We start from the raw sequence: 24,254 nt of genomic DNA, 5'->3' as shown, positions 1-24,254 counted from the left end.
TTCTTCCCAGTCGCCTTTTTCCTAGAAAATATCGGAGATAGTGACTCTCTGACGCGGTTTCTCCGGACTACCTCTATTGTTAGTGTCTCGACGCCAGGCGGATATGAAGGATAACTTCATCAAAGAACTTGAGAGCACCAGCCCTGCGCTGATCGCGCAACGGTGGGTAATCGATCGTACCCCACATATCTTTGGAAACGACCAGAAGGGATACGTCGATTGGAAGTCTCAACTCGCTTCAAAGATTGAGGTTGATGGTCGTGCGATTACGATTATTGGTAGCGCATGTGTTGGCTTCAGCTTGAGTCCCCTCAAGAATCTTCGCGATTTTGACGACTCTTCCGACATTGATATTGCGATTATATCTGCATATCACTTCGACGTAGCATGGCGTTGCGTTAGGAGCTTCGGGCCGAAAGTCCATTCCTTAAGCAACAAACAGCGCGCCTCCTTGGAAGATCATAAGAAACGCCTGATCTACTGGGGTACATTTGATACCAAACATCTCCTGCCCAAACTTCCATTCGGAAAAAAATGGTTCGAGGCATTTGAGAAAATGACAACTATTGCACCCACTCAGGATAGGGACATCAACGCGAGAGTCTATCGTGATTTCGAATCCCTCTCCGCTTATCACACTAATAACATAAAAAAGCTGCGCGAAATCGCGACAGCAGGGAACGACGATGATTAAGAAATTCCTGAACACAACAACGCGAAATGTGCACTGGCTCGTGAAAGCGCACGAAGCGGGTGAACTCGACATGAAGCCGCCTTTTCAGAGAAATCCGGTCTGGGTGCATAGGCAGAAGAGCTTTCTTATAGATACAATTCTCTCGGGTTTTCCAATTCCGGAAATCTATATGCAGGACTTGGTGAACGACGAGGGAGATGCGCGGTACGTAGTCGTGGATGGGCAGCAGCGCCTTAGAGCAGTATTGGAGTATGTAGCGGGAGGGTTTGCTTTAGACCCGAAGGACAGCCCCACTTGGGGTGACATGTACTTCGACGACCTGACGGTGCACGATAGAAAGAGGATTCGTCAGTACGATTTTATCGTACGGCAGCTACCCGAAATGGATGACGCACAGATCCGGGAGATCTTTCAACGATTGAATAAGAACGTCGCGGCCCTGAATAAACAGGAATTACGGCAAGCTACATACTGGGGGCCATTCATAAAGTTAATGAATGAGATTTCTGATTGGGACGAGTGGTCTCAATTTGGCATTTTTTCGCCGAATGATATACGTCGGATGCTAGATGTTGAGTTCATTAGCGAACTCACGGTTGCGGTACTGAATGGACATCAGAATAAGAAAGCCAAACTTGAGCATTATTACCAAGTCTATGAAGACTCATTTGAGCACGGAGCGCGTGTGAAGAAGATTTTTCGCGATGTCCTGGGAGAGCTCACGCAGGTGCTGCCGGACTTGGCAAGAACACGATGGAGTAAAAAGACGGACTTTTACACCTTATTCCTTGTGATGGCCAAATATCACGAAGCTCTACCACTCGCGTCTGATTCGCGACAGGAGGCCGCCGATACGCTGCGCCAGTTTGCCTCGCAGATTGATGAGTTTGTTAGCGCAGAAGATGCAGACAAGCACACGCTACCCCAAGAAGCCCGAGATTACGGAGCGGGTATACGCGCGAGTACCGATCTTGGTAGTAGAAAGCGGCGATTCGAAGCTTTGGAATCCCGTGTTTGTCATCTGTTCGAGGCTTAGGGAGCCTCTGTTCATACATAAATATGCGCATAAACCGAAATCCGGGGACAGTTTACTTATTGCGCTCAAAGTGTACATAAACCAGAAAAAGGGGACGGAGGGATTAAATTTTAATCCACTCCGTCCCCTTTTAGTTCTATAAATTTTAGGAGTGAATCGTATGTGGAAATCTACCGCTAGAGATTGGCACGGTTTATCAAAAAATGAGCAAGAAACCGTTGATAGGTTATGCAACAATGGTAAACATGGAAGACTCACGCAAGAAAAGGGTCCAGGTGGTGGTACTGGCGATTATATCTGCACAGAATGTGGGATTTTAAAATCCGCAGCACAATGGCGAAAGGAAGGCCTGCTAGAATAATAAAAAACCGAAAACCGGGTCAGAGAGCAATATCCGCTAATATTAGGAAACGTCTGATTAAGTGGTCTCACCTCAAATAACGGGGTCGGACCTCTGCAACCTAATGTTTATAAAGAATAATCCCCTTGAAAACAGCCAAAATTCGGCCTTAAACGCGCAATTTAAGTACAATTGATGCCCTTGTAAGCAGCAGGAAGCATCGCGAAAGACAGTTAGAGGGAGGCGGAGGGTCAACCTGTAATCCCTCCGCCCCCTTTTAGTAGCCGGACAGACCCAGGGCCCTCTTATCTCCGCCTCTCTTCACCAACCCGGAGATTCAAGGTTGCGCCGAACGCGCACGAAAGATCCTGGACAATGGCGCTTGGGACATCGGACACCGCCAGGCGGGAGCGATACAGGGCCTTTATACGGGAGGCAGTGCCCGAGGCAGAGACTCGGCTCATTCGGGAAGCCCTACAACGTGGACAATTGACCGGAAACGGACGTTTCGTCGACGAGGTGGAACAGATCCTGGGGCGTCGGATCGAGTTTCGACGGCAGGGACGTCCGCTACAGTCAACAGCGGGTAAACGCCCCAGCGCAGACGATGGTGCAATGCATCAATGGCGCTGTCAGCTGTCACCTTTCATCTGATTGAAACTTTGCATGTACACGGTGCGTCTGATATTTATGATGGCATCATGTCGATTTATGACATGTCCGATGCACGACCCACTCGGGCGGACCCGTCCACAACGCTTCCGGCGACCGACGGTCCGTCTCTCGATAAGGAAGGCGGAACATGAAGTCGGCTATCTTCTCTCTCATCGTCACCCTGATGCTTCTGATGGCCTGGAGCACTGCCAGCGCACAGTCGCGTGCCGAGGCAACGTTGCTTCCCGGCATGGTGAACCCAGGATGGGTGGAGCCACCTTACTGGTTTCGAGACACCTTTCTGGATATCCGTGAGGACATCGAGGACGCCGCTGCCGAAGGCAGACGTCTAATGATCTATTTCTATCAGGATGGCTGCCCCTATTGTGAACGCCTGATCCGCGACAACTTCGCGCAGCAGGACATCGTCGAGAAGACGCGTGAATACTTCGACGTGGTGGCCCTCAACATGTGGGGCGCGCGCGAGGTGACGGGGCTCGATGGTACGGATATGACCGAGGCGGATTTCGCCCGTAGTGTGCGCGTGCAGTACACGCCCACGTTGCTGATGTTTGACGAATCCGGCGAGGTGGTGGCGCGAATCAATGGCTACTTTCCCCCGCATCGATTCAGGGTGGCACTGGACTACATTGGACAGCGCCGGGAGAACGACATGAGCTTCCCGGAATACCTTGCCAAGGTGGGTGAAGAACCGGCTTCGGGCAAGCTGCACGTGCGCGAGGGCTGGATGACGCCGCCCTTTGATCTCTCCGAAGTGATGAAGGGCAGTGATCGGCCGTTGCTGGTGTTCTTCGAACAGGAGCAGTGCACCGCCTGCGACGAACTTCACCTGGACATCCTCGCCCGCGATCACAGCAATGAACTGCTGGATCAGTTCAACATCGCCCACGTGAACATCTGGTCCCGTGACCCTGTCACGACCCCCTCAGGAAAAAGGATGGAGGCCAGGGAATGGGCCCGTGAGATGAACGTCATCTTCACGCCTACCCTGGTGTACATGCATCCCGAGGATGGCGAGGTGATCCGTACCGAGGGATACTTCCGGACCTTTCACGTGCAGGGTGTCATGCATTATGTCCTGAGCGGCGCCTACCGGGAGCAACCGGAACTGCAACGCTATCTGGATGCACGCGCCTACGAGTTGCGGGATCAGGGCATCGAGGTCAACCTGATGGATTGAAGCGCGCAATGTCCCGGGGAACCGGGATGAATAAGTCGCCGTAGAGCCCTGTTTTTCAGAGGTTTTCTCTTGCTCAACAGGCCCCCGGCACAGATCCGTACGTGCGCTACTAACGCATACGGCTCCTACATCGAGTCACACACAAAGCCGCTGATTCGGGTATGGGTGTATTACGCGAACACTGGGGATGAAGCGCTTGATAAGGGCTGCCATCCGTTTCCATCAGACCGTAAAAGGGGTCGGTGACAAATGATTTTCATTAGTCACCGACCCCTTTTACTTTTTCCGCCCCCTTTTACTTTTTGCTGCTTGACGATCTATACGCCAATGGCGTACATTCGTGCCAATGCTGACCATCATTGAGTCGCCACTCTTTAGCAAGCTCTGGCCTGACTACTGGTCGGTTGAGGAGCACGGCGAGTTCACCACCCATCTGGCGGGCAACCCCGAAGCTGGCGACTTGATCCCCGGCTCCGGTGGGTGTCGCAAGATCCGGTGGACTCGCCCCGGGATGGGCTAGCGCGGCGGTGTACGAGTCATCCACACCGTGCGCCTCAAACGCGGCACAGTAGTGCTGCTCACAATCTATTCCAAGAGCGCGAAGGACAATATTGCATCGCATGTATTGCGCCAAATCGCGGAGGAACTTGATCATGACTAGCAAAAAGTCCATTTCAGCGCGTGATTCAAACCGTAACATCGGGGAAGAGCTGCTGCAGGCCATTCGTGACGTCAAGAACGGAAAGCACGGCGCCAAGTACAGCGTTGAGGCCAATGACGTGGTTGCGGCGCGCCTCAAGTCGGGCCTTTCGCAGGCGCAGTTTGCTGCCGCCCTGCACATTTCGTCCCGCACGCTTCAGCAATGGGAGCAAGGGCGCCGGCAGCCGTCTGGTGCGGCTGCAACCCTTCTTAAGATTGTGTCTCGCCATCCAGAGGTTCTTCGTGAGGTCGCAGACGCATAATTCCAGGAATGCAGGAATAAACTATAGCGGGGTCGGACCTCGGCAAGCTCATGTTTATAAAAGATTATTCCCCAATAAACAGTCGAAATCCGGCCTTAGGTGCGCAATTTCAGTACAATTAACGCCCTTGTAAGCAGCAGCAAGTACCGGGAAAGACAGTTCGAGGGGGTGGAGGGATTAAACTCTCATCCCTCCGCCCCCTTTTGCTAGCCGGACAGACCCCGGATCAGCTTATCGTTGCACCCAGTTCACGCACCCAGAGATTCAGGGTTACGCTGAACGCGTACGAAATGACCTGGACAAAGGGAACGGAAACCACATCAACTACCCAAGACCCATTGAACGATCCATTCAAGTTAAGAAACTGCACTGGAGCTGTCATGAAATACATTATTCCTTCCCTGGTATTGGCAAGCACCGCCCTGTGGCTGAGCGCCTGTTCCGGTGAAGGCCAGCCGCCCGTTCAGCAGCAGGCCGCCACGGAAACGGCAGAGGTGGCCGACAATCCCTTCGGCATGAAGCTCGAACAGCTGGCCGATGGAGTCTATGCCATCGTCTCACCTGCCCGCGGTTTCCCCAGCGCGGACAACCTGGGCTGGAATTCCAACACCGCCTTTGTCGTCACCGGCGACGGGGTGTTGATGTTTGATACCGGCTCTTCCGAGGGCATCGGCGCGGCCCTGCGAGACCAGATCCGCACCGTCACCGATCAGCCGGTGCGCTGGATCATCAACAGCCACGTACATGGCGATCACTGGCTGGGCAACAGCGCCTTCATGGCTGACGAGCCCGAGCAGATCATCGCCTCCGACATCACCATCGCAATGATGAAGGAGCAGGGTGCCGAGTGGCTGAGCCGTTTCTACAACATGACCGACGGGGCCATCGGTGACTTCGACCTGGTGCCGGCGCGCGATGCAGTGACCGAATCCGGCAGCCACCAGTTTGCCGATATGGAGGCCTATCTGCTGCGCAGCGAGCGTGCCCATGCCCCCGGCGATATCGCCCTGTGGCTGCCCGCACAGCGGGTGCTGCTGGCGGCTGATGTGGTCTACACGGAGCGCGGTCCGGCCACCTTCGATTCCAATGTGCAGGGCTGGATCGCCATGCTCGATGAGATGCTTGCCCTGGAGCCTGAAGTGGTGCTGCCCGGTCACGGTCCGGCCGGTGGCATCGAGGCCCTGCAGAACATGCGCAACTACTTCCAGACCCTGTGGGATATCGTGGAAGAGGGCTACAACGCCGGCATGATGGATCATGAGATCGCCGCTCAGGCCCGCGAGCAGATGGCGGATTTCGAGGCCATCTATCCCGGCATGAGCGACAGTCTCGGCGAGTCCGTCTCCCACATCTACCTGCAGGTGGAAGCGGCGCTGTTCTAAGCAGTTCACCGCAGACACGGCTCAAGTCAGAGGTGACGGAGGGTTAAGGTTTTTTTACCCTCCGTCACCTTTTCCCTTCCAATCCCTCCGTCACTTTCCCGACGACCACTGGTATGGATTCGGCGACAAATGATTCTCATTAGTCGCCAAGCACATTACCTGGTTGAGATACAATCGAATTGGTCACAGACGAGAGGTGCCTTTGATCATGCCGAGCAGGTTCATAGCAACCTCTTTCCGCAGCATGTTGTTGTTTTTCCTGCTGACCGGGAGCGCCGTCAAATCAGATGAGCTGACCCTGGCGGTGGCATTGGGCCTGTCTCAGCAACAGGCGGCCCAGGCCTATGAGCCCTTGCTTGCTTACCTGGCTCAGGCCACGGGCAGGGAGATCAGGCTGGAGACGAGCGTCAACATCCTGGCCCACTGGCAGTTGATGCGTCTCGAGGGTTACGACATCGTGATCGACGCGCCGGCTTTTACCGCCTACCGTGCCGCCAGGATGGATTACACCGTGGTGGCCAAACTGCCAGATGTCCTGAGCTTCACCCTGGCGTCCCACGTGGACTTTGGCATCCTGGACCCGTCAGAACTGATCGGACGACGGGTCGCGTCGCAGCCATCCCCGGCCCTAGGTGCCCTGGGCCTCATCAATCTATTCCCAGACTCGGTACGTCAGCCACACATCGTCCCGGTGGATACCCATGTCGAAGCCGCGCAGTCGGCCATGGACAAGCGCACAGTCGGGGCCATGCTGCCTACGAGTCTGATGGCGAATTTCCCCGATCTTGTGCCGGTTTACACCACCGAACAGCTCCCGGCGCCGGGGATCTCAGTGAGCAGCAGGGTCAGCCCAGAGCTGCGCGAACGCATCCGCCAGGCGATGCTGAATGCCCAAAACTCATCGACCGGACGGGCCATGCTGGAGGCTCTGAATGTGCCCAATCTCGAGCCGGCCGATAACGGCACCTATCAAGGCATTGAGACGATGCTAGAAGGTGTCTGGGGGTACTAGCTCCTTCTACCCAGCCTTTGTGGTCACGTCTTCAAGAACAGGACCGCCACGAACAGGCGAAACACTTGAAAAACGTCCGAGTTCGGCCCTTGATGCAGAATTGATGGACAGCATCTTTTCTCACCGCACCGATTTCACCCTTGCTCCCTATTTCCAATCCGTTCTGTAACAGGGATGTCACATGACCTACAGGATAATTGGGGTCTCATAAGCCTTGGTCTGTAATGGAGCGCTCGACAATGTCTGATCATGATCGCAATGAGAACACGGATCTCCCCGAGGTCTCAGAAGAGGACCGGACCCGGATGATCTCCGCAGGGGCCTGGTTCCGGGCAAAAGATCGTGCCTTCGGTCCAGGAGATACGGTCAGTGACTGGTTGCAGTCCGAGGCCGAGGTCGATGCGAACGTGAAGACCGTCTCGGCAGAACGTCGTTGGGCGGAGTACGAAGCTGACAGACACTTGCGATGGTCAGTCGCAGACCGATTTTCGGGAGACATCCCCAGCGATGCTGGTGCTGTCATGTCAGTGATCGACGCTGTTGCAGCGCAGATGGCCGATGCAGAAGGTTACGATCCAGCCGTAGTTGGCAAGGTTGCCAACACGTTTCGCAAGGATGTCGCCAACTGGGCGCATGAGCACCGGGAGCATCATGAGAAACAGGAACTGGTGCTTGGCAGGTGGCAGGAACGTGGACAGGTGCTACTGCATACCGCACGAGCCTCAGTCGACGATGTACGAAAGTGGGTCTCTGATAAGGTGGATCAATACCGGACCTACCACGCCGGAGAAGTTGTTCCACCAGGCGGTTATCTGTGCGCAAACTGCCACACGCGCCAGGAGATCGCCAATACCGCGCATCTCAGGCCCTGCGGGAATTGCTACCAGACACGCTTCCGCCGTTTCTGATGAGTTCGGGATCGGTGATCGATGAAGGCCAAAGACATGGGTCACCGACACCCGGTTCACGGAACTGATCGACGATACCGATTTGCCCACTGAAGCAGCCGAGCACGCCTCAGGCATGCTGCCACGTCCCGATGGTCGCATGATCGCCTATGAACTGATTGGTGATTTGGCAGGTGACCCGGTGCTCTACTGCCATGGTTTTCCCACCTGCCGTCTGGAGGCACGACTGGCAGAGGCGGCAGCTCAGACCCATGGGTTTTACTTCATCGCCGCCGATCGACCCGGCATGGGACGTTCCACCCATGACCCAGAGAGAAAGCTGACGGACTGGGTGTCAGACGCCGAGGCGTTACTTGATCACCTGGAGATCGAGCGATGTCCGGTCATCGGCGTCTCAGGTGGCGCCCCCTACGCCTACCTGTTGGCATCAAGACTACCGGACCGCATCAATGCCTTGAGCCTGGTCTGCCCCATCTCGCCGGTCAACGTGCCGGGTGTGATGCGGGGCATGAGTCCATTCGTGCGCCTGGGTCTTCGCCTCATGCATGCCGTACCATCTCTCGGACTGTCGGTGTTCCGCCACCTGGTCGCGCCCGTGCCGAGACACTGGCCCGGCCTGCTGCTGCGGATGGTGGCACGATTTCATCCGCCTGCCGACGCCCGCCTGTTGCGGAATCGGGAAGTGCGCTCACTGATCGAACAGAGCCTGCGCGAGGGTTTGCGCCAAGGTGGTGTCGGTGCTGCCCTTGAACTGAGGCTGTTGGCGAGTTTTACTGGAGAAGAAGTCGACATGGCCCCTGTCATGCGAACCGATATTTGGCAGGGAACCGCTGATCCGGTCACCCCCACAGGAATGGCGCACTGGTATGCACATAAGATTCCTCAGGCAACGCTCCATGTGGCAGAGGGGGCTGGGCATTTCTCCCTGCCCATAGATCTCATGGATGACATCATGAGCCAGATGTTGGACCGCACACGGATAGCCACCACTCGAGACTGAATGAACCCCGCAGGGAACTCATCCTCACGTCCTCTTCACACCGGTTTCAGCATCAAGCAACTGCAGTGTCTCCTCGACACCTGTAGCACGGGTCAGCTCCGCCACATTGTGTTTTGCAAAAAACCCTTCGAAATCCCCGAAACGCTGCACGTACTCCACGATTAGCGAGGAGTGCTCCGAGGCGCTGGAGAAGATCTGCTTCAGGCCTTCCTCTTTGGAGCCGATCACGTCCAGGAGGAAATCCTTGCCCTGGCGCCGGATGGCATCGACGACGAAATCGATGTTCTCCACACCGTCCCGTTCCCCGTCGTTATCCGAGTGAAGCAGGCCCAGCCGTAGGTCAAGATGGCCAAGTCCACCTCACCACCCCAGCTGCTGCATGCGCTCCTTGATGATCTCCGTATACCAGCCCATGGCTTGGGGCCTGCGCGTCAGCGGTGCGGGCAGGACCGCGGCCAGGCCCATGGCCTGATGACGGGACAGGTCGGCGGCGGTGATGCCGTAGTGGTGGCGCGCGGCCGCCTCAGCACCATAGATGCCGGGTCCGAATTCCACCACGTTGACGTACAGCTCCAGGATCCTGTCCTTGCACAGGATGAACTCAGCAGCCGGGGTCAGCGCCCACTCGTAGACCTTGCGCACCGGATTTCGGTGGGTGGTGAATAACAGATTCTTGATCAGCTGCTTGGTGAGGGTGGAGGCGCCGCGCATGGACTGCCCTTCGTCCCTGGCCGTTTCCCGGGCCGTTTCCCGGGCCTTGTGAAACTCCTCCCAGTCGAAACCCCGGTGCAGGAAGAAGCGCGCGTCCTCGGCCGCCACCACGGCCCGGGGGAGGTGAGGGGAGATCTGCTCGGCGCGCCGCCAGCGGTATTCCCATACCACCGGGTCCTCGCTGAAGGTCTGCTCAACCACCCGCTGGACTTGAATCCCAGTGATTGGGGGCGGAAGGAAGCGGAGATCACCTAGTGCTGCCACGCACAAGACATAGAAGAAGACCGGGAACAGGAGGATGATCAGTAGAAGTCTGCGCATGGATGCCGGTCAGTACATGCGGTTAGCGGTCTCGCCAGACGTCAGGTGCGCGCCATCGTGCAATCCATGAGGGAACATCCGCTGCCGGCATAGGACGAGCAATGCAGAAGCCTTGAGCCAGTTCGCAGCCGAGATCCAGCAGCGTTTCACCCTGTGCAAAGCTCTCGACGCCCTCAGCGACCGGAAGTCGCTGAAAGGCCCGGGCAAGGCCGAGTACACCTTCCAACATGGCAAGGCCCTCCGGATCGTTCAGCATGTCATTCACAAAACTGCGATCGATCTTCAGGGTGCGTGCCGGAAGGCGCTTGAGATAGGTAAGCGATGAATACCCGGTGCCGAAATCATCCAGCGCGAAACCGACACCAAGCGATAGGCAGTCAGTGATGATCTGCGTCACCAGCTCAAGATCCTGCAACGCGCACGACTCGAGAATCTCCAGCTCCAGTTTCTGCGGAGGAATGTCCGGGCGTTTGCTAAGCATCTCGCCAAGTGTGAGTACAAAATCTGGATGCTGAAGCAGATGCGCACTCACGTTTACACTCACCGGAAGATCCAGTCCGATCTTGCGCCAGGCCTCAATTTGCTTCAGAGCTGTTTCGATAACCCAGCTTCCCAGGGTGATCTCTAGCGGATGCCCCTCAATCACGGGCAGGAACTCGGCCGGTGGAAGCAGCTGGCGCTGCGGGTGCTGCCATCGAACCAGCGCTTCTACACCCACCACTTCGCCGCTGCGCATATTGACCTTGGGCTGGTAGTGAAGCAAGAACTCCTGCGCCTCGATTGCAAGACCCATGCGCACAATGTTTTCATGATGTCCGCGCACTGCCTGGTCGCGCAGGACATCGAAGATGTGATAACAGTTCTTTCCGGAGAGTTTGGCCTGGTACATGGCCTGATCCGCCTGGCGCAACAACTGATCGGCATCGATGGGCTGCATCTGCGGATAGAAGGTCACTCCGAGGCTGGCTGAGACCCGCAGCAAGTAATCATTATCCGTGACCTCGTCAGCGGCGGCATCCAGCAGACGGTTGAGCATTGGTACGCAGTCATCCTGTCCGGTGAGATCGACCAGCACCGCCACAAACTCATCTCCGCCCAAGCGGGCCAGCGTGTCAGTTTCGCGCAGTGCGAGACGCATACGCGTTGCGGCCTTGACCAATAGACGATCACCGACATCATGCCCATATCGATCATTGATGGCCTTGAATCCATCCAGATCAAGGTAGGCAATTGCCATCATCGAATCATGCCTCTTGGCATTCACCATGGCCTGTTGCATTCGGTCTGCCAGTAATGTGCGATTTGGAAGACCCGTCAAGGTGTCATAGTGAGCAATGCGCTCAAGCTGTCGCTGCTGTTCCTTCTGAAGCGTGATGTCCCTGACCGTGCCCTGGATGACGGTATGCCCACCGATTTCTGTACGCGTAAGAAGCACCGTACAGGTGATGTCTCGACCATCCCGCCGACGGTGTACCCACTCGCCGAGCCATGAGCCTTCTCGCATCGCGGTCTCGAGCAGTTCTAGGGCATGCTCAGCGGACCGGCGTCCATCGGGCTGGGAGGGGGGAGACAGATCGATCGGTGTGAGGGAAAGCAACTCGTCCAGGTCTCGCGCACCGAAAAGTTCGATCATGGCTCGATTACCCGCCTGGAAACGCCAGTCTGGGGGCGCGACGATCATCAATGCATCACGAGACTGCTCGAACAGCACCCTATAGCGTTCCTCACTGTCTCGTAATGATTGTTCCAGTACCTTTTGATCGGTGATATCGAGCGCGATCTCCAGACGAACGTAGCGGCCATCGTCCCAGGGTATGGCCTGATCATGGAGCTGGAACCAGCGATTCAGCTGTGGATTGAAATGTTCCCAGACCACCGGTGGAGTAGGGCGTCCATCAGTATCAAGCAGACGGGGATTGGTGCAGAAGTCACAAGGACCTTTCGTCTTTCCCTGTATCACCTTCCAACAGGTCTCGCCGACCACATTGCCCAACAGCCGACGAGTCAGGTCATTCACGAACAAAACCTCATGGGTCTGCATGTCGGCCACATAGACACCAGCATTGGCACCGTCCAGGATGCTCATCAAGCGATTATGGGCGAGTGCCAGTTCATCGGTTTTGTCGCGTAGCGCCGCGGACATCACTTTCCTCTGGGTGAGGCTGACCATCAGATTGGCAAACAGCTCAAGAACTTCTCGTTCGTCGCGTCCGAAGTCTTGCCATTCCTGGACCGAATCGAAGCCCACGAAACCCAGGCAGCGATCACCATCCATCAGAGGGATGGTGAGGAGGCTGTGGACTCCCTGGGAGTTCAGAAGCTCCTTGACTGGCCCCACCGGCATCTCGCTCACTGACGGAATGATCATGGGTTTGCCCTGAAGATGTGCATTCATCCATTCAGGGGAAAGCGTCATCGGCAAGTCCTGCAGCTCATCGATCATGGGTTGCACGCCAGGGGCGCACCACTCATGGGTATTGCTGGAGGTTTGTGTCGTGAAGTCGTAGTGGAAGACATAGGCGCGATCGGCTGCGAAGAAGGACGACATCTGTGCAAGGGCTTCCTCGATCGCGCTGTCGAGCCGCTCCAGCGGCAGGTTAACGAATGAAACCGCCAGCCGAATGATGAATTCCCGATAGGTCTGCTGGCGCTTGAGTGCCTCATCAAGCTTGTGACGGGACTCGCGTTCACGCCGAAGCAGTACGGTGCTCCTCGCGCGACTAACAGATAAGTCCTGGATGGCATTGATCAGTCGTCGGTCGACACCGGTCAGTTGCTCATTTGCCCTGGCATGGGCTTCAGATGCCGATAGACCTTCTTCCCGCGCCCGCACGCGTGTGGTCATGTAAAGGTCTGATGTCAGTCGGTGGGATGCCAGCCAGCGCGCCAGGTATTCCAGTAGGTCATCAGCCACCCGCTCGGTATCTGGGGCCTCAAGGGAGATTCGCAGACGGGCCAGATCCGACAGAAAGGCTCGATGGGTGTCGCGATGGGCGAGTTCTGCAGATTCATCCGCGATGTGCTCATGCCACAATGCCTCTTCGGTCTTGAAGTGGCCAACTGCGTAATCGATGAGTTCATCCAGATTCTGGACCAGGGTAGCCTTGCTGGGCGATATCGCGATCTCACCCGCCAGCCTGTTGAGCAACTCGACAAAACGACGTTGTTGGGCGTCAATGGCGTCGATCCCGGTCTCGAGACTCGGATGCCACGGAAAGATGTCGATTGATTGCATCTCGTGATTCCGGTATGCCCAATATGCCTGAGTCTTTTACTTAACTATAGTCATTATCATGACGGTCGGCCCCGCGACTCAGGCCACTGTCTGCTGTGCCGTGCTTTCAGGCCTGGTAACGTTGGCTTGGCCTGTTGCGTGCAATGATCGTTTCTTGGGCTGTTCCGCGTTGTCCGCCCGTCCCAAGCCCCCCGACCAACGGAGAGTCCACTAGACATCCCGGGATCCGAACACTTCGTCCATGGGTAATATCGATCAAACACGAGCCGGCGGTTCATGGCAAGGGCCACAGATCCTTCGCGCCCCGGTGGACGACGGATCGCCTTCGATCTGGTGGGGGATTCCCATGGCATTGTGGAGGGGGGAGGGCATTTCTCTGTGCCCATCGAGCATGCGCAGGCGATACTTAAGCGTCTCCTGGCCCTGTACGCTCCAGTATGCTGAACCACCCCCGGCAGGGGTGCCTGCCCGGAAATCTCGCCACCCTTACCACTGCGACCGCCAGTCTGGCTCTTGAGGAGTGTGCTGGCCTATAGCACTGGACGCTGTTCATCCAGAAGAGGAGCGCGCCTGTCGTCTCGTCCAGAATTTGTCATCTGACTGACACAATTCTGTTCTTACACTATTTTTTTGCTCGATCCGTTATCCCGATCGCCGCCCCAATAGCCCGTTCCACACCCGATAGCGGCTGCATTCGGTTCCGGACCGGAAATCACGGGATATTCTTAAGGATTTAAGCGGTGCTGCCGATATATCGCTCTGCAAAAGCCATGGGCCAGCAATGGCCATTTCATCAATAATTTGTAGAACACCAGATGAAAACACACTTCGTCCTTATAGCCACCGCCGTCGCGCTGGTGGCCGCCATGCTGCTGGCCGCCCTGCTCAACGTCCTCTTCCCCAGCACCCTGTCGGTCTTTCTGGCGGCAGGTCTGGCTGCCCTGGTTGGTATCGGATCCCTGTACTGGATGGGTGTGTCTCCATTACGCAAGACCCTGTTGGACCTGGAAAAGTCTATCGACAATCCGTCCACAGCCATCCCCAGTACCGAACTCGAGCCCATCGTAAAGGCCCTCCGCGGCCGCGCCGAACTGGCACGTCGCATGTCGGACAACGGCAGCCAGATCGCCATCGCTGCCGCAGAAGTCTCCTTCGCCGCAGACCAACTCAAGAACAAGGTCAAATCCCAGACGGAAGAGGCCAACCGTATCGCCGAAGCCAGTGAGCGCATCACGCGCACAGTGGATGAAGTGGCTCAACTCTCCTCTCAGGCCAATGAACTGGCCGACAAGACCCGTGACATCACCCAGGAAGGGCGCAAGGCGGTGGAAGGGGCAGTGGCGCAGATGCGACACACCAGTGACCAGGCCGACAACACGGCCCGGATCATCGGCGAACTGGAGACCAAGTCGCGGCAGGTGCAGAGCATCTCCTCCGTGATCTCCGGGATCGCGGAACAAACCAATCTGCTGGCCCTGAATGCGGCCATTGAAGCCGCCCGCGCCGGCGAGCAGGGCCGGGGGTTTGCCGTGGTCGCCGATGAGGTTCGTACCTTGGCGAAACGCACGGCGGAGGCCACCCAGCAGATCCGCGCGACCACCGAGGAGATCAGCGGTGACGTCGGCAACGCGGTTTCCACCATGAACAGTCTCCTGTCCCTGGTCGACAATGGACGGGCACGAATCGAGTCCGTGGATGACGTGCTTGAACGCATTGTCAACGAGACCGACACCGTGGGGGCGCATATCGGTCATATCGCAAGCGCCGCCCGGGGCAATACCCATGAGGTGAGCCAGATCACCGCTGCGGTACAGAACGTAAGCAGCCATCTCAAGGCCACGGAACAGGAGGTTCAGAACATCTCCGAGCGCTCATTGAAGCTCGCTGAGATGGCCGAATCGGTCCACGAGGCCCTGTCGGATTTTCCCCTGGAGGGGGTGCATGGTCGCATGCGCGGGATCGTGCTCAATGCAGCAAGGGATGTGGGGGAGCTGTTCGAGCGCAGTATCCGAGAGGGGCGTATCAGCGAATCGGACCTGTTCGACCGAAATTATCAACCCATTCCCAACACCAATCCCCAGAAGGTCTCGACCCGCTTCGACAAATTCACCGACCAGGTGCTGCCGGCCATCCAGGAGCCGATACTGGAGAGGTTCCCGGAGGTCGCCTATGCGGGTGCCGTGGACGACAAGGGTTACTTCCCCACTCACAACAAGAAGTATTCCAAGCCGCTGACCGGGGATTACCAGACAGACCTGGTGAACAACCGAACCAAGCGCATCTTCAGCGACCGGACCGGCTCCCGTTGTGGGTCTAACACCAAGCCCTTCCTGCTACAGACCTACAAACGGGACACCGGAGAGGTCATGCACGACCTGTCAGCGCCCATCTATATCAATGGCAAGCACTGGGGTGGTTTCCGCCTGGGTTACAAAGCAAAGAATTAAGCACCATGCGCTGCTTAGGTTCGATCCGTGCACTCGGACAGCAATTACACTACCACTCGTGTCGCCCGCGCCGCAGGCGCTTGTACTGTCGGATCATGATGATGGCATTGCGCAGGCTGGGCATGTCGATGCAATCCACCGCGAGCCCGACCCTGAGCCGGATGCCATCGGGCGCATCTTCTCCCGCCTCGATGTAATTGCCCCCCGCCGCACCGCGCCCCAGGGCTAGAAAGCACGCGTCCCAGCGCACCCAACGCCCCTCGAACGGTCCCTCGAAGCGAAGCCGCACCGAATCACCGCCGGGCGTATCGAGTAATTCCGGCTGCAATTCGGCATCGTGCATTTCGGATTGCTCCGATGTCTTGGACATGACGGGAATGCACTCCTGTGAGCTTCTGAGTGATCTGTGGAAATGAAAGGACCCACCGGTCTTCCCCCGAGCCAACCCGAAGGCGGGTAATGGGCATGTCGGGACAGCATAGGGCAAACAGATAGACCACGCGAAGCGATGTACCCTGTCGTGCCTCAGCGGGGCCATGCAGTGGAAGTGCAGCTACACTGATGGTGTCTGGAAGCCCTCACCGGCGCCAACCTGCCTGACACGACTTGCCGGGCATCTGATCGCAATGCAGGAGGCTTTGCTTGGAAGACGCGGAGTGTGTTGCCTTCCTTCAGTGGGCACTGCCTCGTTTGAAGCTGCGCTGGGCGGGCTTTCGACGCGTGCGCAAGCAGGCCTGCAAGCGCATCCAGCGACGCATGGCGGCACTCTCGTGCCCGGGCGTGCAGGTCTACCAGGCTTATCTGGAAGCCCACCCGAGAGAATGGGCACAGCTGGACGCGCTGTGCCGCATCACCATCACCCGCTTCTACCGTGACCGGCAGGTCTTTCACACCCTCATGGAGGAGGTGCTGCCAGCGCTTGCCCGGGCGGCCCTGCAACGCCATGCCACGAGGCTGCGCATCTGGTGCGCCGGCTGCGCCTCGGGAGAGGAACCCTTCAGCCTGGCCATGGGCTGGCGAATCGCGCTGGCTGAGCGCTTCCCGGGTCTCGGCGTGGACATCCTGGCCACGGACGCCGATCCCGACCTGCTGTCGCGGGCGGATCGCGCCTGCTACGACTGGAGCGTCGTGAAGAACCTGCCACCCCACTGGCTTTCCGAGGCCTTTGTTCGCCGCGACGAAGGCTACTGTCTCAGGCCCGCATACAGGGAGGCGGTTCGCTTCCGACTCCATGACCTGCGCGAGCCGCTGGAGGAGGGCGGCTTCGACCTGGTCTGCTGCCGGAACCTGGCCTTCACCTATTTCGATCAGGCACTGCAAAAGCACGTGGCGGGGGCGCTCCATGATCGGCTCGTTCCCGGCGGTGTCCTGCTGCTGGGAGTGCATGAATGCCTGCCGGAGGGCGGGCCGCCGTTTCAGGTCATCTCGCAACGCCTGGGCCTGTATCGAAAGGCCTGAACGACGGCCAGGCCGCGCCCTGTGGTGCTGTCCGGTCAGCCGGGGTCCAGGGACCTGCCCGCAGACAGGTCGCGCAGGATCTCCAGCAGGCCGTCGATGTTGCCGGGATCGGAATCATCGAACATGCAGCCGACGCCGTCACCCGTGGTTCGGACCACGTAGCATTGCCAGTTGCGTGTCGGGCCGGGGCTTTCGCTCCCGGAACCGAGACTGAGCCGCAGCCTGGTGTACTTAGCCACAGCCTCGGTCGGCATCTCCACGTACACACCGCTCAGGCTGATATCCCTGATCCGGCCTTGCACAGGATCGGAGAGCCGCTCGGTGAGCGGTTCGATCATGGCGTGGATGTCTACAGGTCTGCGTGCACCCTCTCGTTTTTTCACACACACCTCCCGGACGCCCGGGCCGTGATGGGATGCAACGGCCCGAAATCGGGGCGCTGGTCGTGTCACCGGTATTAAAGACTACTCCCCGATTGCCGGGCATCCGCAACCGGGGAGCTGTTGCTCACTCCACCTTGATCTGCCTGCGCTTGGCCTTGCTCACCTTGGGCAAGGTGAGTTGCAACACGCCGTTCTCGAACGTGGCCTTCGTCTTTTCGATGTCCACCATCCCCGGCAGTCCCACCGTTCGCGCAAAGGCCCCCGTTTCGATCTCGCGGCGATAGTAGTCGCCTTTCTCCTCTTCTTCCTCTCGCTTCGTGCTGCCCTTAATGGTGACCGCATTCTCGGTCACGCTGATATCCAGATCCTCCTTCTTGACACCGGGGACCTCGGCACGGACGACGATTTCCTCATCACGATCGATCACGTTGACCCTGGGTGACAGACCCTCGAACACGCGCGACATCCGTTCTCCCATGGGCCATCCCCAGCGCTGCATCCAGGCCCTGGGGAAGGATTCCTCAAACCACCGTTCCATGTCCTGGAAAGGACTCAGAGAGCGAGACGGGGTGACCGTTTCCATCTCCTTCTTTTTGTTGCTGTCTTTGGCCATTGATGTTGCCTCCTCTATGCAGATTTCACGTTGTTGATCGATCCACAAGCACCCCTGCCGCCACTGCCGCACGGATGGACGCCGGCACGAGCGGCCCGGTGGGTCTTACTCCGTGAGCTGGTAGAAACGCCGGTTCACATACCGGGTGACCGCGTCGATCTCCTCGCTGGTCCAGTGCAGGCCGGCATGAACGCTCCAGGCCCCCACGCGGGCGTGCAGGTCATCCAGGCGGGTGACCTTGCGACCCTCCCGGGTGTGCACCCAGCCGGCATGGCATTGCTGACAGTGGTTTTCGTACAGGGCCCGGCCGGGGTCGAAATCCTGACCACCCGCCTGCAGGGACGTCAGTGACAGGCAGATCAGCAGGGAAGCCAGCCTCAAGGGGCGGCGGGATGGCATGACATTCATGGGGCTCCGTGCCTCCTGGTTGGCAGTGGCAAACTGCGTGGCAGGATTTCACTGATGAATATAGTCGATGCGTAAAGACCCGATGAGGCGACGCGCAGAGGCCGCCTGCTCAGGGGACGATCGGTTCGACCAGATCAGGCCCATCGTTCCTGGGCGAATTGACCCGTGTGCTCACCGGATAGGCATCCATCTGATCCGCGGGGAAGGGTAGCAGCATGGCCCGGGCATCCTCGGGGCCGGCTTGCAGCCAGGCCGGGCATCGGGAAGCCAGCGCCATGGCCGGCATCCGACCCTTGGCATGGATGTCGGCCACCAGGGGATTGGCCGGCACGGTGATGATGGTGACCGACTCCACCACCTTACCATCCGGCCCGACGGAGCAGTCCCAGAGCCCCAATAACCCGAAGGGCTCGCCGCCCGCCAAGCGGATGTAGAAAGGCTGCTTGCCCTTGCCTTCGCCCTTCCATTCATAGAAGCCGAGGGCAGGGATGACGCAGCGCTGGCCGCGCCGCCAGGGACCCCGGTAGCTGGCCGCCGTATCGATACCCTCGGCCCGGGCGTTGATGGTGCTGTATTTGGGCGGCTCGCCCCTGGCCCAGAAGGGGATCAGGCCCCAGCGCAGCATCACGCCTTGCCGCACGCCCTCATGCTCGCGCACCACGGGCACGGCCATGGAGGGGGCGACGTTGAAGCTGGACCAGTCGGCCCAGTGGCTCTCGGTCACGCCAAAGGCGTGCTCGATGGCCGCATCGGTTCTGGAAGCAAAACGCCCGCACATGAGCATGACCATAGCAGGCCGGGGATGCGGTGCCGAGGGACAAGCCGGGATTCCTCTGACCCGGCTGCAGAGGCAGCAGGTCCCCGGAGTAGCGCTGGAGAGACTGCAAAAAAAAGGCCCCGACAGGATCTGTCGAGGCCTTCTCTTGTGTGGTTCACCGGGACGGACTCGACAATAGGGCTCGGAGACAAATAAGGGCACTTCTAAAAATCGGCTCGTCTGGCATCATTAGTAGCAACCCGTGACGCCCCTGGAGAGAACGATGCAACCCGGCTTTTTCGATCTCGATGACCGCTACCAACTCCTGGAGAAGCTGGGCGATCCGCTTCCGAAGCTCAATGCGGTGGCCGACTGGGAGGGCTTTCGGCCGATCCTGCAGCGCGTCCGCGAGAAGGAGCGCAAAAGCAATGCCGGACGCAAGGGTTACGACGTGGTCCTGATGTTCAAGGTCCTGGTTCTGCAGCACTTTTACAACCTGGCAGACGAACAGGTGGAGTACCAGATTCGCGATCGCTACTCCTTCTGCCGCTTTCTGGGGCTGACGCCCGAGGGCAAGGTTCCTGATGCCCGCACCGTCTGGCTGTTCCGGGAGCATCTGAAGGAACTGGACCTGATGGACGAACTATTCGCCGAGCTGATGGCCCAGATCGAAGCGGCGGGCTTCATTCCGAAGCAGGGCCAGATCGTGGATGCCAGCATTGTTGCGGCGCCCCGCCAACGCAACAGCCGGGAGGAGAACGAGGCGATCAGGCGCGGCGAGGTTCCTGAAGGTTGGAAGGACAAACCCGCCATGTTGCGCCAGAAGGATGTCGAGGCCCGCTGGACGAAGAAGCACGGCAAGAGCTACTACGGCTACAAGAACCACATCAGTATCGACCGCAAGCACAAGCTGGTGCGGCACTTCGAAGTGACGGATGCGGCCACCCACGACAGCCAGGTCTTCGACGTGCTGCTGGACGATACCAATACGAGCGGCGACATCTGGGCCGACTCGGCCTATCGATCGGCAGAGCGAGAAATCCACCTTCGGGAGCCGGGGCATCGCAGCCACATCCAAACGAAGGGGACGTCGCAAAAGCCGCTGACCGGACGGCAAAAGGCGGCGAACCGGAGACGGGCGCAGGTGCGCGCTCGGGTTGAACATGTCTTTGGCGCACAGGCGGCGATGGGCGGCAAACTGGTGCGAACGATCGGGCTTGCGCGAGCACGGGTGAAGATTGCGATGACGAATATGACCTACAACCTGCGACGATGGGCATGGCTGGAAGCGACGGGAGCGGCATGAACGGCTGGTGGGGCCAAGCAAGATGCCATGAAGCGAGCGTTGAATCGATGAGGTGGCCATCATCATGATGCATCGAATCTCTGAGCCAAATGCGCCTTATTGTCTGATCGCTATCATCTGTCACCGTGCGCCGGGAAAATTGTGATTTTTAGAGGTTCCCATAATTCTCCGAAAGCGATATTTAAGGGATCATCCTCGCGGTTACCCGGTCAAGCGCCGGGCTTCTTCTGCCTGTGCGAAAGGTAAGAGCACGAACCACTTAGAACTGCTTGGGGAGACCCGCTTGCTTCAATACCGCGTTGGCAGTGTTGCGAGATAGAATTTTAGAATCGATCGGGAAATTACGGTTCGTTTTAGGGCTGTACCAAATTTCGTGATCCCCTTTCCCCTGCCGGACAAATACACATCCGGCGTCACGCAGTATCCGCTTGAGGTCGGGCGTGAGGCTGCCGCCCATTCATGACACCAATCGAACGCTTTCGTGCCGTTGCGCGACCACGTCAAACGGCAATTCATGGTCGTCGGTTTGCGGGGTAATCCCATTGGCTTCTAACAGTTCAGGGATGAGAATGCGCAACTTCTCAGTCAGGGCTTCAACAGTGTGTGCTTCAGTCACGAGACCGGGCACGTCATCACTTTCTGCGGTCCACACCTTTGCTTCCGGATCCCACAGGGCATTGACGCGAATAGCTGACATGTCACGAGCCTCGATTAGTTCACTGACCAAAAACGTCTAGACAATTATGGGGATGGGGCAAGTTGAGAAGCAATAATTTCATGGCCGGCTATCGCGGAATGGTGCCACTTAACGGGGCGAAGGCGGCCCGCTGGAGAGTGTAGCAGGCCTGCCAGAGGCTAGCGGGCATAACCCTTACCCACGGCTGTGGCTATTCTGTGACCCAACGAAAACCCGCCTTGCGGCAGGTTTTGGCTCCCCGGGACGGGTTCGACAAATCTGCCGGGAGCAGATTTGGACGCGTGCAGCGCGCCCGAAGGGGCCGCGCCAGGGATGGCGCGGATCAGCCGCCGAAGGCGGTGTGAGTCCATCGGAGCCGTATAAACAAAAAGGCCCCGACAGGATCTTGTCGAGGCCTTCTCATGTTTGGCTCCCCGGGACGGGCTCGAACCGCCGACCTAGTGATTAACAGTCGCGTCAGGGTGTGACCCCGGAATCCTTGTCACATCTGGCTGTTCTCAGAAATAACGATTTTGAGTCAGGTAGTTACGTCCACTTTTTCGGTGACGTAAAGTGACATTGTATGCCATGAAATACAGTCCTATACTGTGACTATTCTGTGACCCGGAATCAAACCGGAGACCGAATGACAGAAGGTCATTTACCGAGGACTGACCCATGCCGACCCTGACAGATACATTGCTGAGGCGCCTGGAGCCGCCAGCGAAGGGCAAGCGCATCATCTTTGACGATCACCGCGATGCGCCCCGAGGCTTTGGGGTCCGTATCACCTCTGCCGGGACCGTGACCTTCCTTCTGCGCTACAACGTGAACGGACGCGACCGGCTGCTGACAATTGGCCAGTGGCCCAAGCCCTGGAGTCTGGCCGCAGCCCGGAAGCAGGCCCATGACTTCCGGAAACAGATTGACGCCGGGCACGACATACTCGAGGAGCGCCGCGCCGACCGGGATGAGCCGACGCTATCAGATGCCCTGTCGCGATACTTCGCTGCCCACGTGGACAAGCTCAAGTCCGGCCCGGCGATCCGCGCCACCCTGGAGCGCTACCTTGTCCCCCCGCTGGGGAAAATGAAGCTGAAAGACGTTCGCCGCAGAGACGTGATTGAGGTACTCGAGACGCTGGCTCACAAGTATCCCCGCCAGGCCGCTCTCCTGCTGACTTACACGAAGGGGTTATTCGCTTGGGCCGAGGATCGGGAGATTATCGAGGCCAACCCCGTCGCCACCATCAAGCCCCGCAAGGTGGCAAAGGCCATGACACCCAAGTCCCGCGCCCGGGTGCTGAGCAATCAGGAAATTCTGGACTTCTGGACCCATGCCGAAACCTGCGGACTGCACCGCCTGACCGCCCTGGCGCTTAAGCTGATTCTGATCACCGGTCAACGCCCTGGCGAGGTGGCCGGCATGAGCTGGAGCGAGGTGGATGGGAACCTCTGGACCATCCCAGCCAGCAGGCGCGGCAAAACCGACACGTCACATACCGTCCCGCTGACTACCACCGCACTTGAGATATTGAAGCAGGCGAGGGCAGAGGGGCAGCGGCTTGCCAAACGCCGCAAGCGGGCCGCTGGATTTGTCTTCGAAGCAAGACCCGGGACCCCGGTGACCACTGCCGCCCTGGGTCGGGCTGTGGGGCGCTTTGTCGAGGCCCTGGGCAACCAGAACAAGCCTGAGGGTGGGCACTGGACACCCCATGACCTGCGTCGCACCTGCCGCACCGGATTGGCCGCTCTTGGGGTCTCCGAGACTGTCGCAGAAGCCACCATCGGGCACACCCGCAAAGGCATTGCCGCCGTCTACGATCTGCACCGCTACGACCTGGAGAAACGCACCGCCCTGGAGGCCTGGGAGCGCCGCCTGCATCGCATCATTGAGGGCAGGACGGTGGATGACAACGTCGTGCCATTGCGGCAGGCGTAGGGTGCGCCAGCTGGCTGGCAAATCCTGCGCAAACCACAACCGATCTGCATAGGAGATCAATCATGGCTGTTGCCCATTCTACCAAAGCCCGGCGCCGCGAGACGCACCAGGAAAGGGCCACCATCGATGAGGCCCTGGCGATCCTCAAGCGACGACTCAGGCACCCGGGACAGGCGATCACCTGCCCTGAGGATGCCGCCACCCTGGCCCGGCTGCACATCGGGGCTGAAGAACGGGAAGTGTTCGTCTGCTTGTTCCTGGACAACAAGCACCGACTGATCGCCCCTGAGACCCTGAGCCTCGGCACCATCAACACCGCCACCGTTCACCCGCGCGAGGTGGCCCGGGCTGCGCTGCGCCACAACGCCGCCGCCATGCTGCTCGCCCACAATCACCCCTCGGGAGATCCGCAACCGAGCCGGGCTGATGAGTGGATTACTGCGAAGATCCGGGACGTTCTGGAGTTGATCGAGGTGCGACTGCTCGATCACCTGGTGCTTGGGGAGGAGGGGTTCGTCTCCATGAAGAGGCTGGGCCTAGAGCCCTGGCGCCCGGACCCCGAGGATGCCAGGCGGACCGCCCGCCACGCCTTCATGGGCCGGCTGATTGCGCTCCTGATCGCGCGCGGCCACAGGGAGCACCAGCACCAGGTGCAATACCTGGTCGAGATGGGGGTCTGCGGCAAAGAGACCGCCGAGCATTACCTGAGCGGCCGGAGCATGCCGACACAGCGCAAGCAGAGAGAGCGGGTCTGTGCTGCCCTTGGGCTTGCAGAGGCCGAACTATTCGGCTGCAGGGAGGTGTAGGCA

Annotated in this window: 23 protein-coding genes; 13 read left to right on the top strand and 10 right to left on the bottom strand. The window is 58.5% G+C overall.

The genetic code is table 11. The annotated features are described in order from the left end of the window. The first annotated feature begins 103 nt into the window (after positions 1-103). The 8 genes from D580_RS0100655 to D580_RS15775 all read left to right on the top strand — a co-directional run bounded on the left by D580_RS0100655 (position 104) and on the right by D580_RS15775 (position 9,189). Positions 104-694, top strand: a complete 591-nt coding sequence (locus D580_RS0100655; RefSeq protein WP_018952515.1) for a hypothetical protein — start codon at positions 104-106, stop codon at positions 692-694. Continuing rightward, complete coding sequence (locus tag D580_RS0100650) at positions 687-1,730, top strand: DUF262 domain-containing protein (RefSeq protein WP_196799709.1); 1,044 nt, start codon at positions 687-689, stop codon at positions 1,728-1,730. The genes D580_RS0100655 and D580_RS0100650 overlap by 8 nt, the downstream gene beginning before the upstream one ends. 1,142 nt (positions 1,731-2,872) lie before the next feature. After that, complete coding sequence (locus D580_RS0100645) at positions 2,873-3,925, top strand: thioredoxin family protein (protein ID WP_026289567.1); 1,053 nt, start codon at positions 2,873-2,875, stop codon at positions 3,923-3,925. Between the two features lie 653 nt (positions 3,926-4,578). After that, the gene (locus D580_RS0100635; RefSeq protein ID WP_026289566.1) at positions 4,579-4,887 is read left to right on the top strand and encodes a helix-turn-helix domain-containing protein; all 309 of its coding nucleotides are present in this window, start codon (positions 4,579-4,581) and stop codon (positions 4,885-4,887) included. Between the two features lie 380 nt (positions 4,888-5,267). Further along, positions 5,268-6,269, top strand: a complete 1,002-nt coding sequence (locus D580_RS0100630) for an MBL fold metallo-hydrolase (RefSeq protein WP_026289565.1) — start codon at positions 5,268-5,270, stop codon at positions 6,267-6,269. 208 nt (positions 6,270-6,477) lie between these two features. Continuing rightward, entirely contained in the window at positions 6,478-7,281 is an 804-nt protein-coding gene (locus tag D580_RS0100625; RefSeq protein ID WP_038042919.1) for a phosphate/phosphite/phosphonate ABC transporter substrate-binding protein, read from the top strand. Positions 7,282-7,520: 239 nt separating this feature from the next. Next, positions 7,521-8,189, top strand: coding sequence for a zinc ribbon-containing protein (locus tag D580_RS0100620; protein ID WP_196799708.1), 669 nt, complete (start codon positions 7,521-7,523; stop codon positions 8,187-8,189). A gap of 139 nt (positions 8,190-8,328) precedes the next feature. Continuing rightward, entirely contained in the window at positions 8,329-9,189 is an 861-nt protein-coding gene (locus D580_RS15775; RefSeq protein WP_051081729.1) for an alpha/beta fold hydrolase, read from the top strand. Positions 9,190-9,213: 24 nt separating this feature from the next. Here D580_RS15775 and D580_RS0100610 read toward each other — a convergent pair whose 3' ends face one another. From D580_RS0100610 to D580_RS15770, 3 genes are all read right to left on the bottom strand, one after another. After that, the gene (locus tag D580_RS0100610) at positions 9,214-9,480 is read right to left on the bottom strand and encodes a hypothetical protein (RefSeq protein WP_018952506.1); all 267 of its coding nucleotides are present in this window, start codon (positions 9,478-9,480) and stop codon (positions 9,214-9,216) included. Between the two features lie 69 nt (positions 9,481-9,549). Further along, positions 9,550-10,221 carry a monofunctional biosynthetic peptidoglycan transglycosylase gene (gene mtgA / locus D580_RS0100605; protein WP_026289564.1) on the bottom strand — a complete coding sequence of 224 codons (672 nt, stop codon included), beginning with the start codon at positions 10,219-10,221 and terminating at the stop codon, positions 9,550-9,552. A gap of 22 nt (positions 10,222-10,243) precedes the next feature. Further along, positions 10,244-13,456 (bottom strand): EAL domain-containing protein, encoded by a 3,213-nt coding sequence (locus D580_RS15770; RefSeq protein ID WP_018952504.1) that lies wholly within the window; start codon positions 13,454-13,456, stop codon positions 10,244-10,246. A gap of 815 nt (positions 13,457-14,271) precedes the next feature. Here D580_RS15770 and D580_RS0100595 point away from each other — a divergent pair. Next, positions 14,272-15,903, top strand: coding sequence for a methyl-accepting chemotaxis protein (locus tag D580_RS0100595; RefSeq protein WP_155999609.1), 1,632 nt, complete (start codon positions 14,272-14,274; stop codon positions 15,901-15,903). A 49-nt stretch (positions 15,904-15,952) separates the two neighbouring features. On the opposite strand, the gene D580_RS0100590 is transcribed toward D580_RS0100595, so the two are convergent. Continuing rightward, positions 15,953-16,273, bottom strand: coding sequence for a hypothetical protein (locus D580_RS0100590; protein ID WP_018952502.1), 321 nt, complete (start codon positions 16,271-16,273; stop codon positions 15,953-15,955). Positions 16,274-16,593: 320 nt separating this feature from the next. On the opposite strand from D580_RS0100590, the gene D580_RS14970 reads away from it, so the two are divergent. Further along, the gene (locus D580_RS14970; protein WP_018952501.1) at positions 16,594-17,361 is read left to right on the top strand and encodes a CheR family methyltransferase; all 768 of its coding nucleotides are present in this window, start codon (positions 16,594-16,596) and stop codon (positions 17,359-17,361) included. A gap of 35 nt (positions 17,362-17,396) precedes the next feature. On the opposite strand, the gene D580_RS0100580 is transcribed toward D580_RS14970, so the two are convergent. From D580_RS0100580 to D580_RS0100565, 4 genes are all read right to left on the bottom strand, one after another. Then, positions 17,397-17,744, bottom strand: a complete 348-nt coding sequence (locus tag D580_RS0100580) for a PilZ domain-containing protein (protein ID WP_026289563.1) — start codon at positions 17,742-17,744, stop codon at positions 17,397-17,399. Positions 17,745-17,868: 124 nt separating this feature from the next. Next, positions 17,869-18,357 (bottom strand): Hsp20/alpha crystallin family protein, encoded by a 489-nt coding sequence (locus D580_RS0100575; protein WP_018952499.1) that lies wholly within the window; start codon positions 18,355-18,357, stop codon positions 17,869-17,871. Positions 18,358-18,462: 105 nt separating this feature from the next. Then, complete coding sequence (locus tag D580_RS14965) at positions 18,463-18,765, bottom strand: cytochrome c (RefSeq protein ID WP_018952498.1); 303 nt, start codon at positions 18,763-18,765, stop codon at positions 18,463-18,465. Between the two features lie 109 nt (positions 18,766-18,874). After that, on the bottom strand, positions 18,875-19,543 hold the full coding sequence (locus D580_RS0100565; protein ID WP_026289562.1) for an SOS response-associated peptidase: 669 nt from the start codon (positions 19,541-19,543) through the stop codon (positions 18,875-18,877). Positions 19,544-19,805: 262 nt separating this feature from the next. On the opposite strand from D580_RS0100565, the gene D580_RS0100560 reads away from it, so the two are divergent. Then, positions 19,806-20,828 (top strand): IS5 family transposase, encoded by a 1,023-nt coding sequence (locus tag D580_RS0100560; protein ID WP_018952496.1) that lies wholly within the window; start codon positions 19,806-19,808, stop codon positions 20,826-20,828. Between the two features lie 259 nt (positions 20,829-21,087). Here the strand turns inward: D580_RS0100560 and D580_RS15955 are convergent, their stop codons facing one another. Further along, a complete protein-coding gene (locus D580_RS15955; protein ID WP_081617200.1) occupies positions 21,088-21,285 on the bottom strand; it encodes a type II toxin-antitoxin system HicA family toxin in 198 nt (65 codons plus the stop codon). After that, positions 21,286-21,525: a DUF1902 domain-containing protein gene (locus D580_RS15950; protein ID WP_081617199.1), complete on the bottom strand. Its 240-nt coding sequence runs from the start codon at positions 21,523-21,525 to the stop codon at positions 21,286-21,288. It abuts the gene before it with no gap. Positions 21,526-22,182: 657 nt separating this feature from the next. On the opposite strand from D580_RS15950, the gene D580_RS0100555 reads away from it, so the two are divergent. Together D580_RS0100555 and D580_RS16930 are read left to right on the top strand one after the other, a co-directional pair. Then, positions 22,183-23,445, top strand: a complete 1,263-nt coding sequence (locus D580_RS0100555; protein WP_018952495.1) for a tyrosine-type recombinase/integrase — start codon at positions 22,183-22,185, stop codon at positions 23,443-23,445. 62 nt (positions 23,446-23,507) lie between these two features. Beyond that, the gene (locus D580_RS16930; RefSeq protein ID WP_018952494.1) at positions 23,508-24,251 is read left to right on the top strand and encodes a JAB domain-containing protein; all 744 of its coding nucleotides are present in this window, start codon (positions 23,508-23,510) and stop codon (positions 24,249-24,251) included. Positions 24,252-24,254: the final 3 nt, after the last annotated feature.

It is taken from the genome of Thioalkalivibrio sulfidiphilus, assembly GCF_000377945.1.
In the GTDB taxonomy this organism is placed as follows: domain Bacteria; phylum Pseudomonadota; class Gammaproteobacteria; order Ectothiorhodospirales; family Ectothiorhodospiraceae; genus Thioalkalivibrio_A; species Thioalkalivibrio_A sulfidiphilus_A.
The sequence above is the reverse complement of the archived record's forward strand: the minus strand, read 5'-3'. Positions and strand labels throughout refer to the sequence as shown.

Coding starts and splice junctions, on each gene's coding strand:
- D580_RS0100655 (WP_018952515.1), top strand. CDS start 104: ATGAAGGATAACTTCATCAAAGAACTTGAGAGCACCAGCCCTGCGCTG.
- D580_RS0100650 (WP_196799709.1), top strand. CDS start 687: ATGATTAAGAAATTCCTGAACACAACAACGCGAAATGTGCACTGGCTC.
- D580_RS0100645 (WP_026289567.1), top strand. CDS start 2,873: ATGAAGTCGGCTATCTTCTCTCTCATCGTCACCCTGATGCTTCTGATG.
- D580_RS0100635 (WP_026289566.1), top strand. CDS start 4,579: ATGACTAGCAAAAAGTCCATTTCAGCGCGTGATTCAAACCGTAACATC.
- D580_RS0100630 (WP_026289565.1), top strand. CDS start 5,268: ATGAAATACATTATTCCTTCCCTGGTATTGGCAAGCACCGCCCTGTGG.
- D580_RS0100625 (WP_038042919.1), top strand. CDS start 6,478: ATGCCGAGCAGGTTCATAGCAACCTCTTTCCGCAGCATGTTGTTGTTT.
- D580_RS0100620 (WP_196799708.1), top strand. CDS start 7,521: ATGTCTGATCATGATCGCAATGAGAACACGGATCTCCCCGAGGTCTCA.
- D580_RS15775 (WP_051081729.1), top strand. CDS start 8,329: ATGATCGCCTATGAACTGATTGGTGATTTGGCAGGTGACCCGGTGCTC.
- mtgA (WP_026289564.1), bottom strand. CDS start 10,221: ATGCGCAGACTTCTACTGATCATCCTCCTGTTCCCGGTCTTCTTCTAT.
- D580_RS15770 (WP_018952504.1), bottom strand. CDS start 13,456: ATGCAATCAATCGACATCTTTCCGTGGCATCCGAGTCTCGAGACCGGG.
- D580_RS0100595 (WP_155999609.1), top strand. CDS start 14,272: ATGAAAACACACTTCGTCCTTATAGCCACCGCCGTCGCGCTGGTGGCC.
- D580_RS0100590 (WP_018952502.1), bottom strand. CDS start 16,273: ATGTCCAAGACATCGGAGCAATCCGAAATGCACGATGCCGAATTGCAG.
- D580_RS0100575 (WP_018952499.1), bottom strand. CDS start 18,357: ATGGCCAAAGACAGCAACAAAAAGAAGGAGATGGAAACGGTCACCCCG.
- D580_RS14965 (WP_018952498.1), bottom strand. CDS start 18,765: ATGAATGTCATGCCATCCCGCCGCCCCTTGAGGCTGGCTTCCCTGCTG.
- D580_RS0100565 (WP_026289562.1), bottom strand. CDS start 19,543: ATGTGCGGGCGTTTTGCTTCCAGAACCGATGCGGCCATCGAGCACGCC.
- D580_RS0100560 (WP_018952496.1), top strand. CDS start 19,806: ATGCAACCCGGCTTTTTCGATCTCGATGACCGCTACCAACTCCTGGAG.
- D580_RS15955 (WP_081617200.1), bottom strand. CDS start 21,285: ATGGGCGGCAGCCTCACGCCCGACCTCAAGCGGATACTGCGTGACGCC.
- D580_RS15950 (WP_081617199.1), bottom strand. CDS start 21,525: ATGTCAGCTATTCGCGTCAATGCCCTGTGGGATCCGGAAGCAAAGGTG.
- D580_RS0100555 (WP_018952495.1), top strand. CDS start 22,183: ATGCCGACCCTGACAGATACATTGCTGAGGCGCCTGGAGCCGCCAGCG.
- D580_RS16930 (WP_018952494.1), top strand. CDS start 23,508: ATGGCTGTTGCCCATTCTACCAAAGCCCGGCGCCGCGAGACGCACCAG.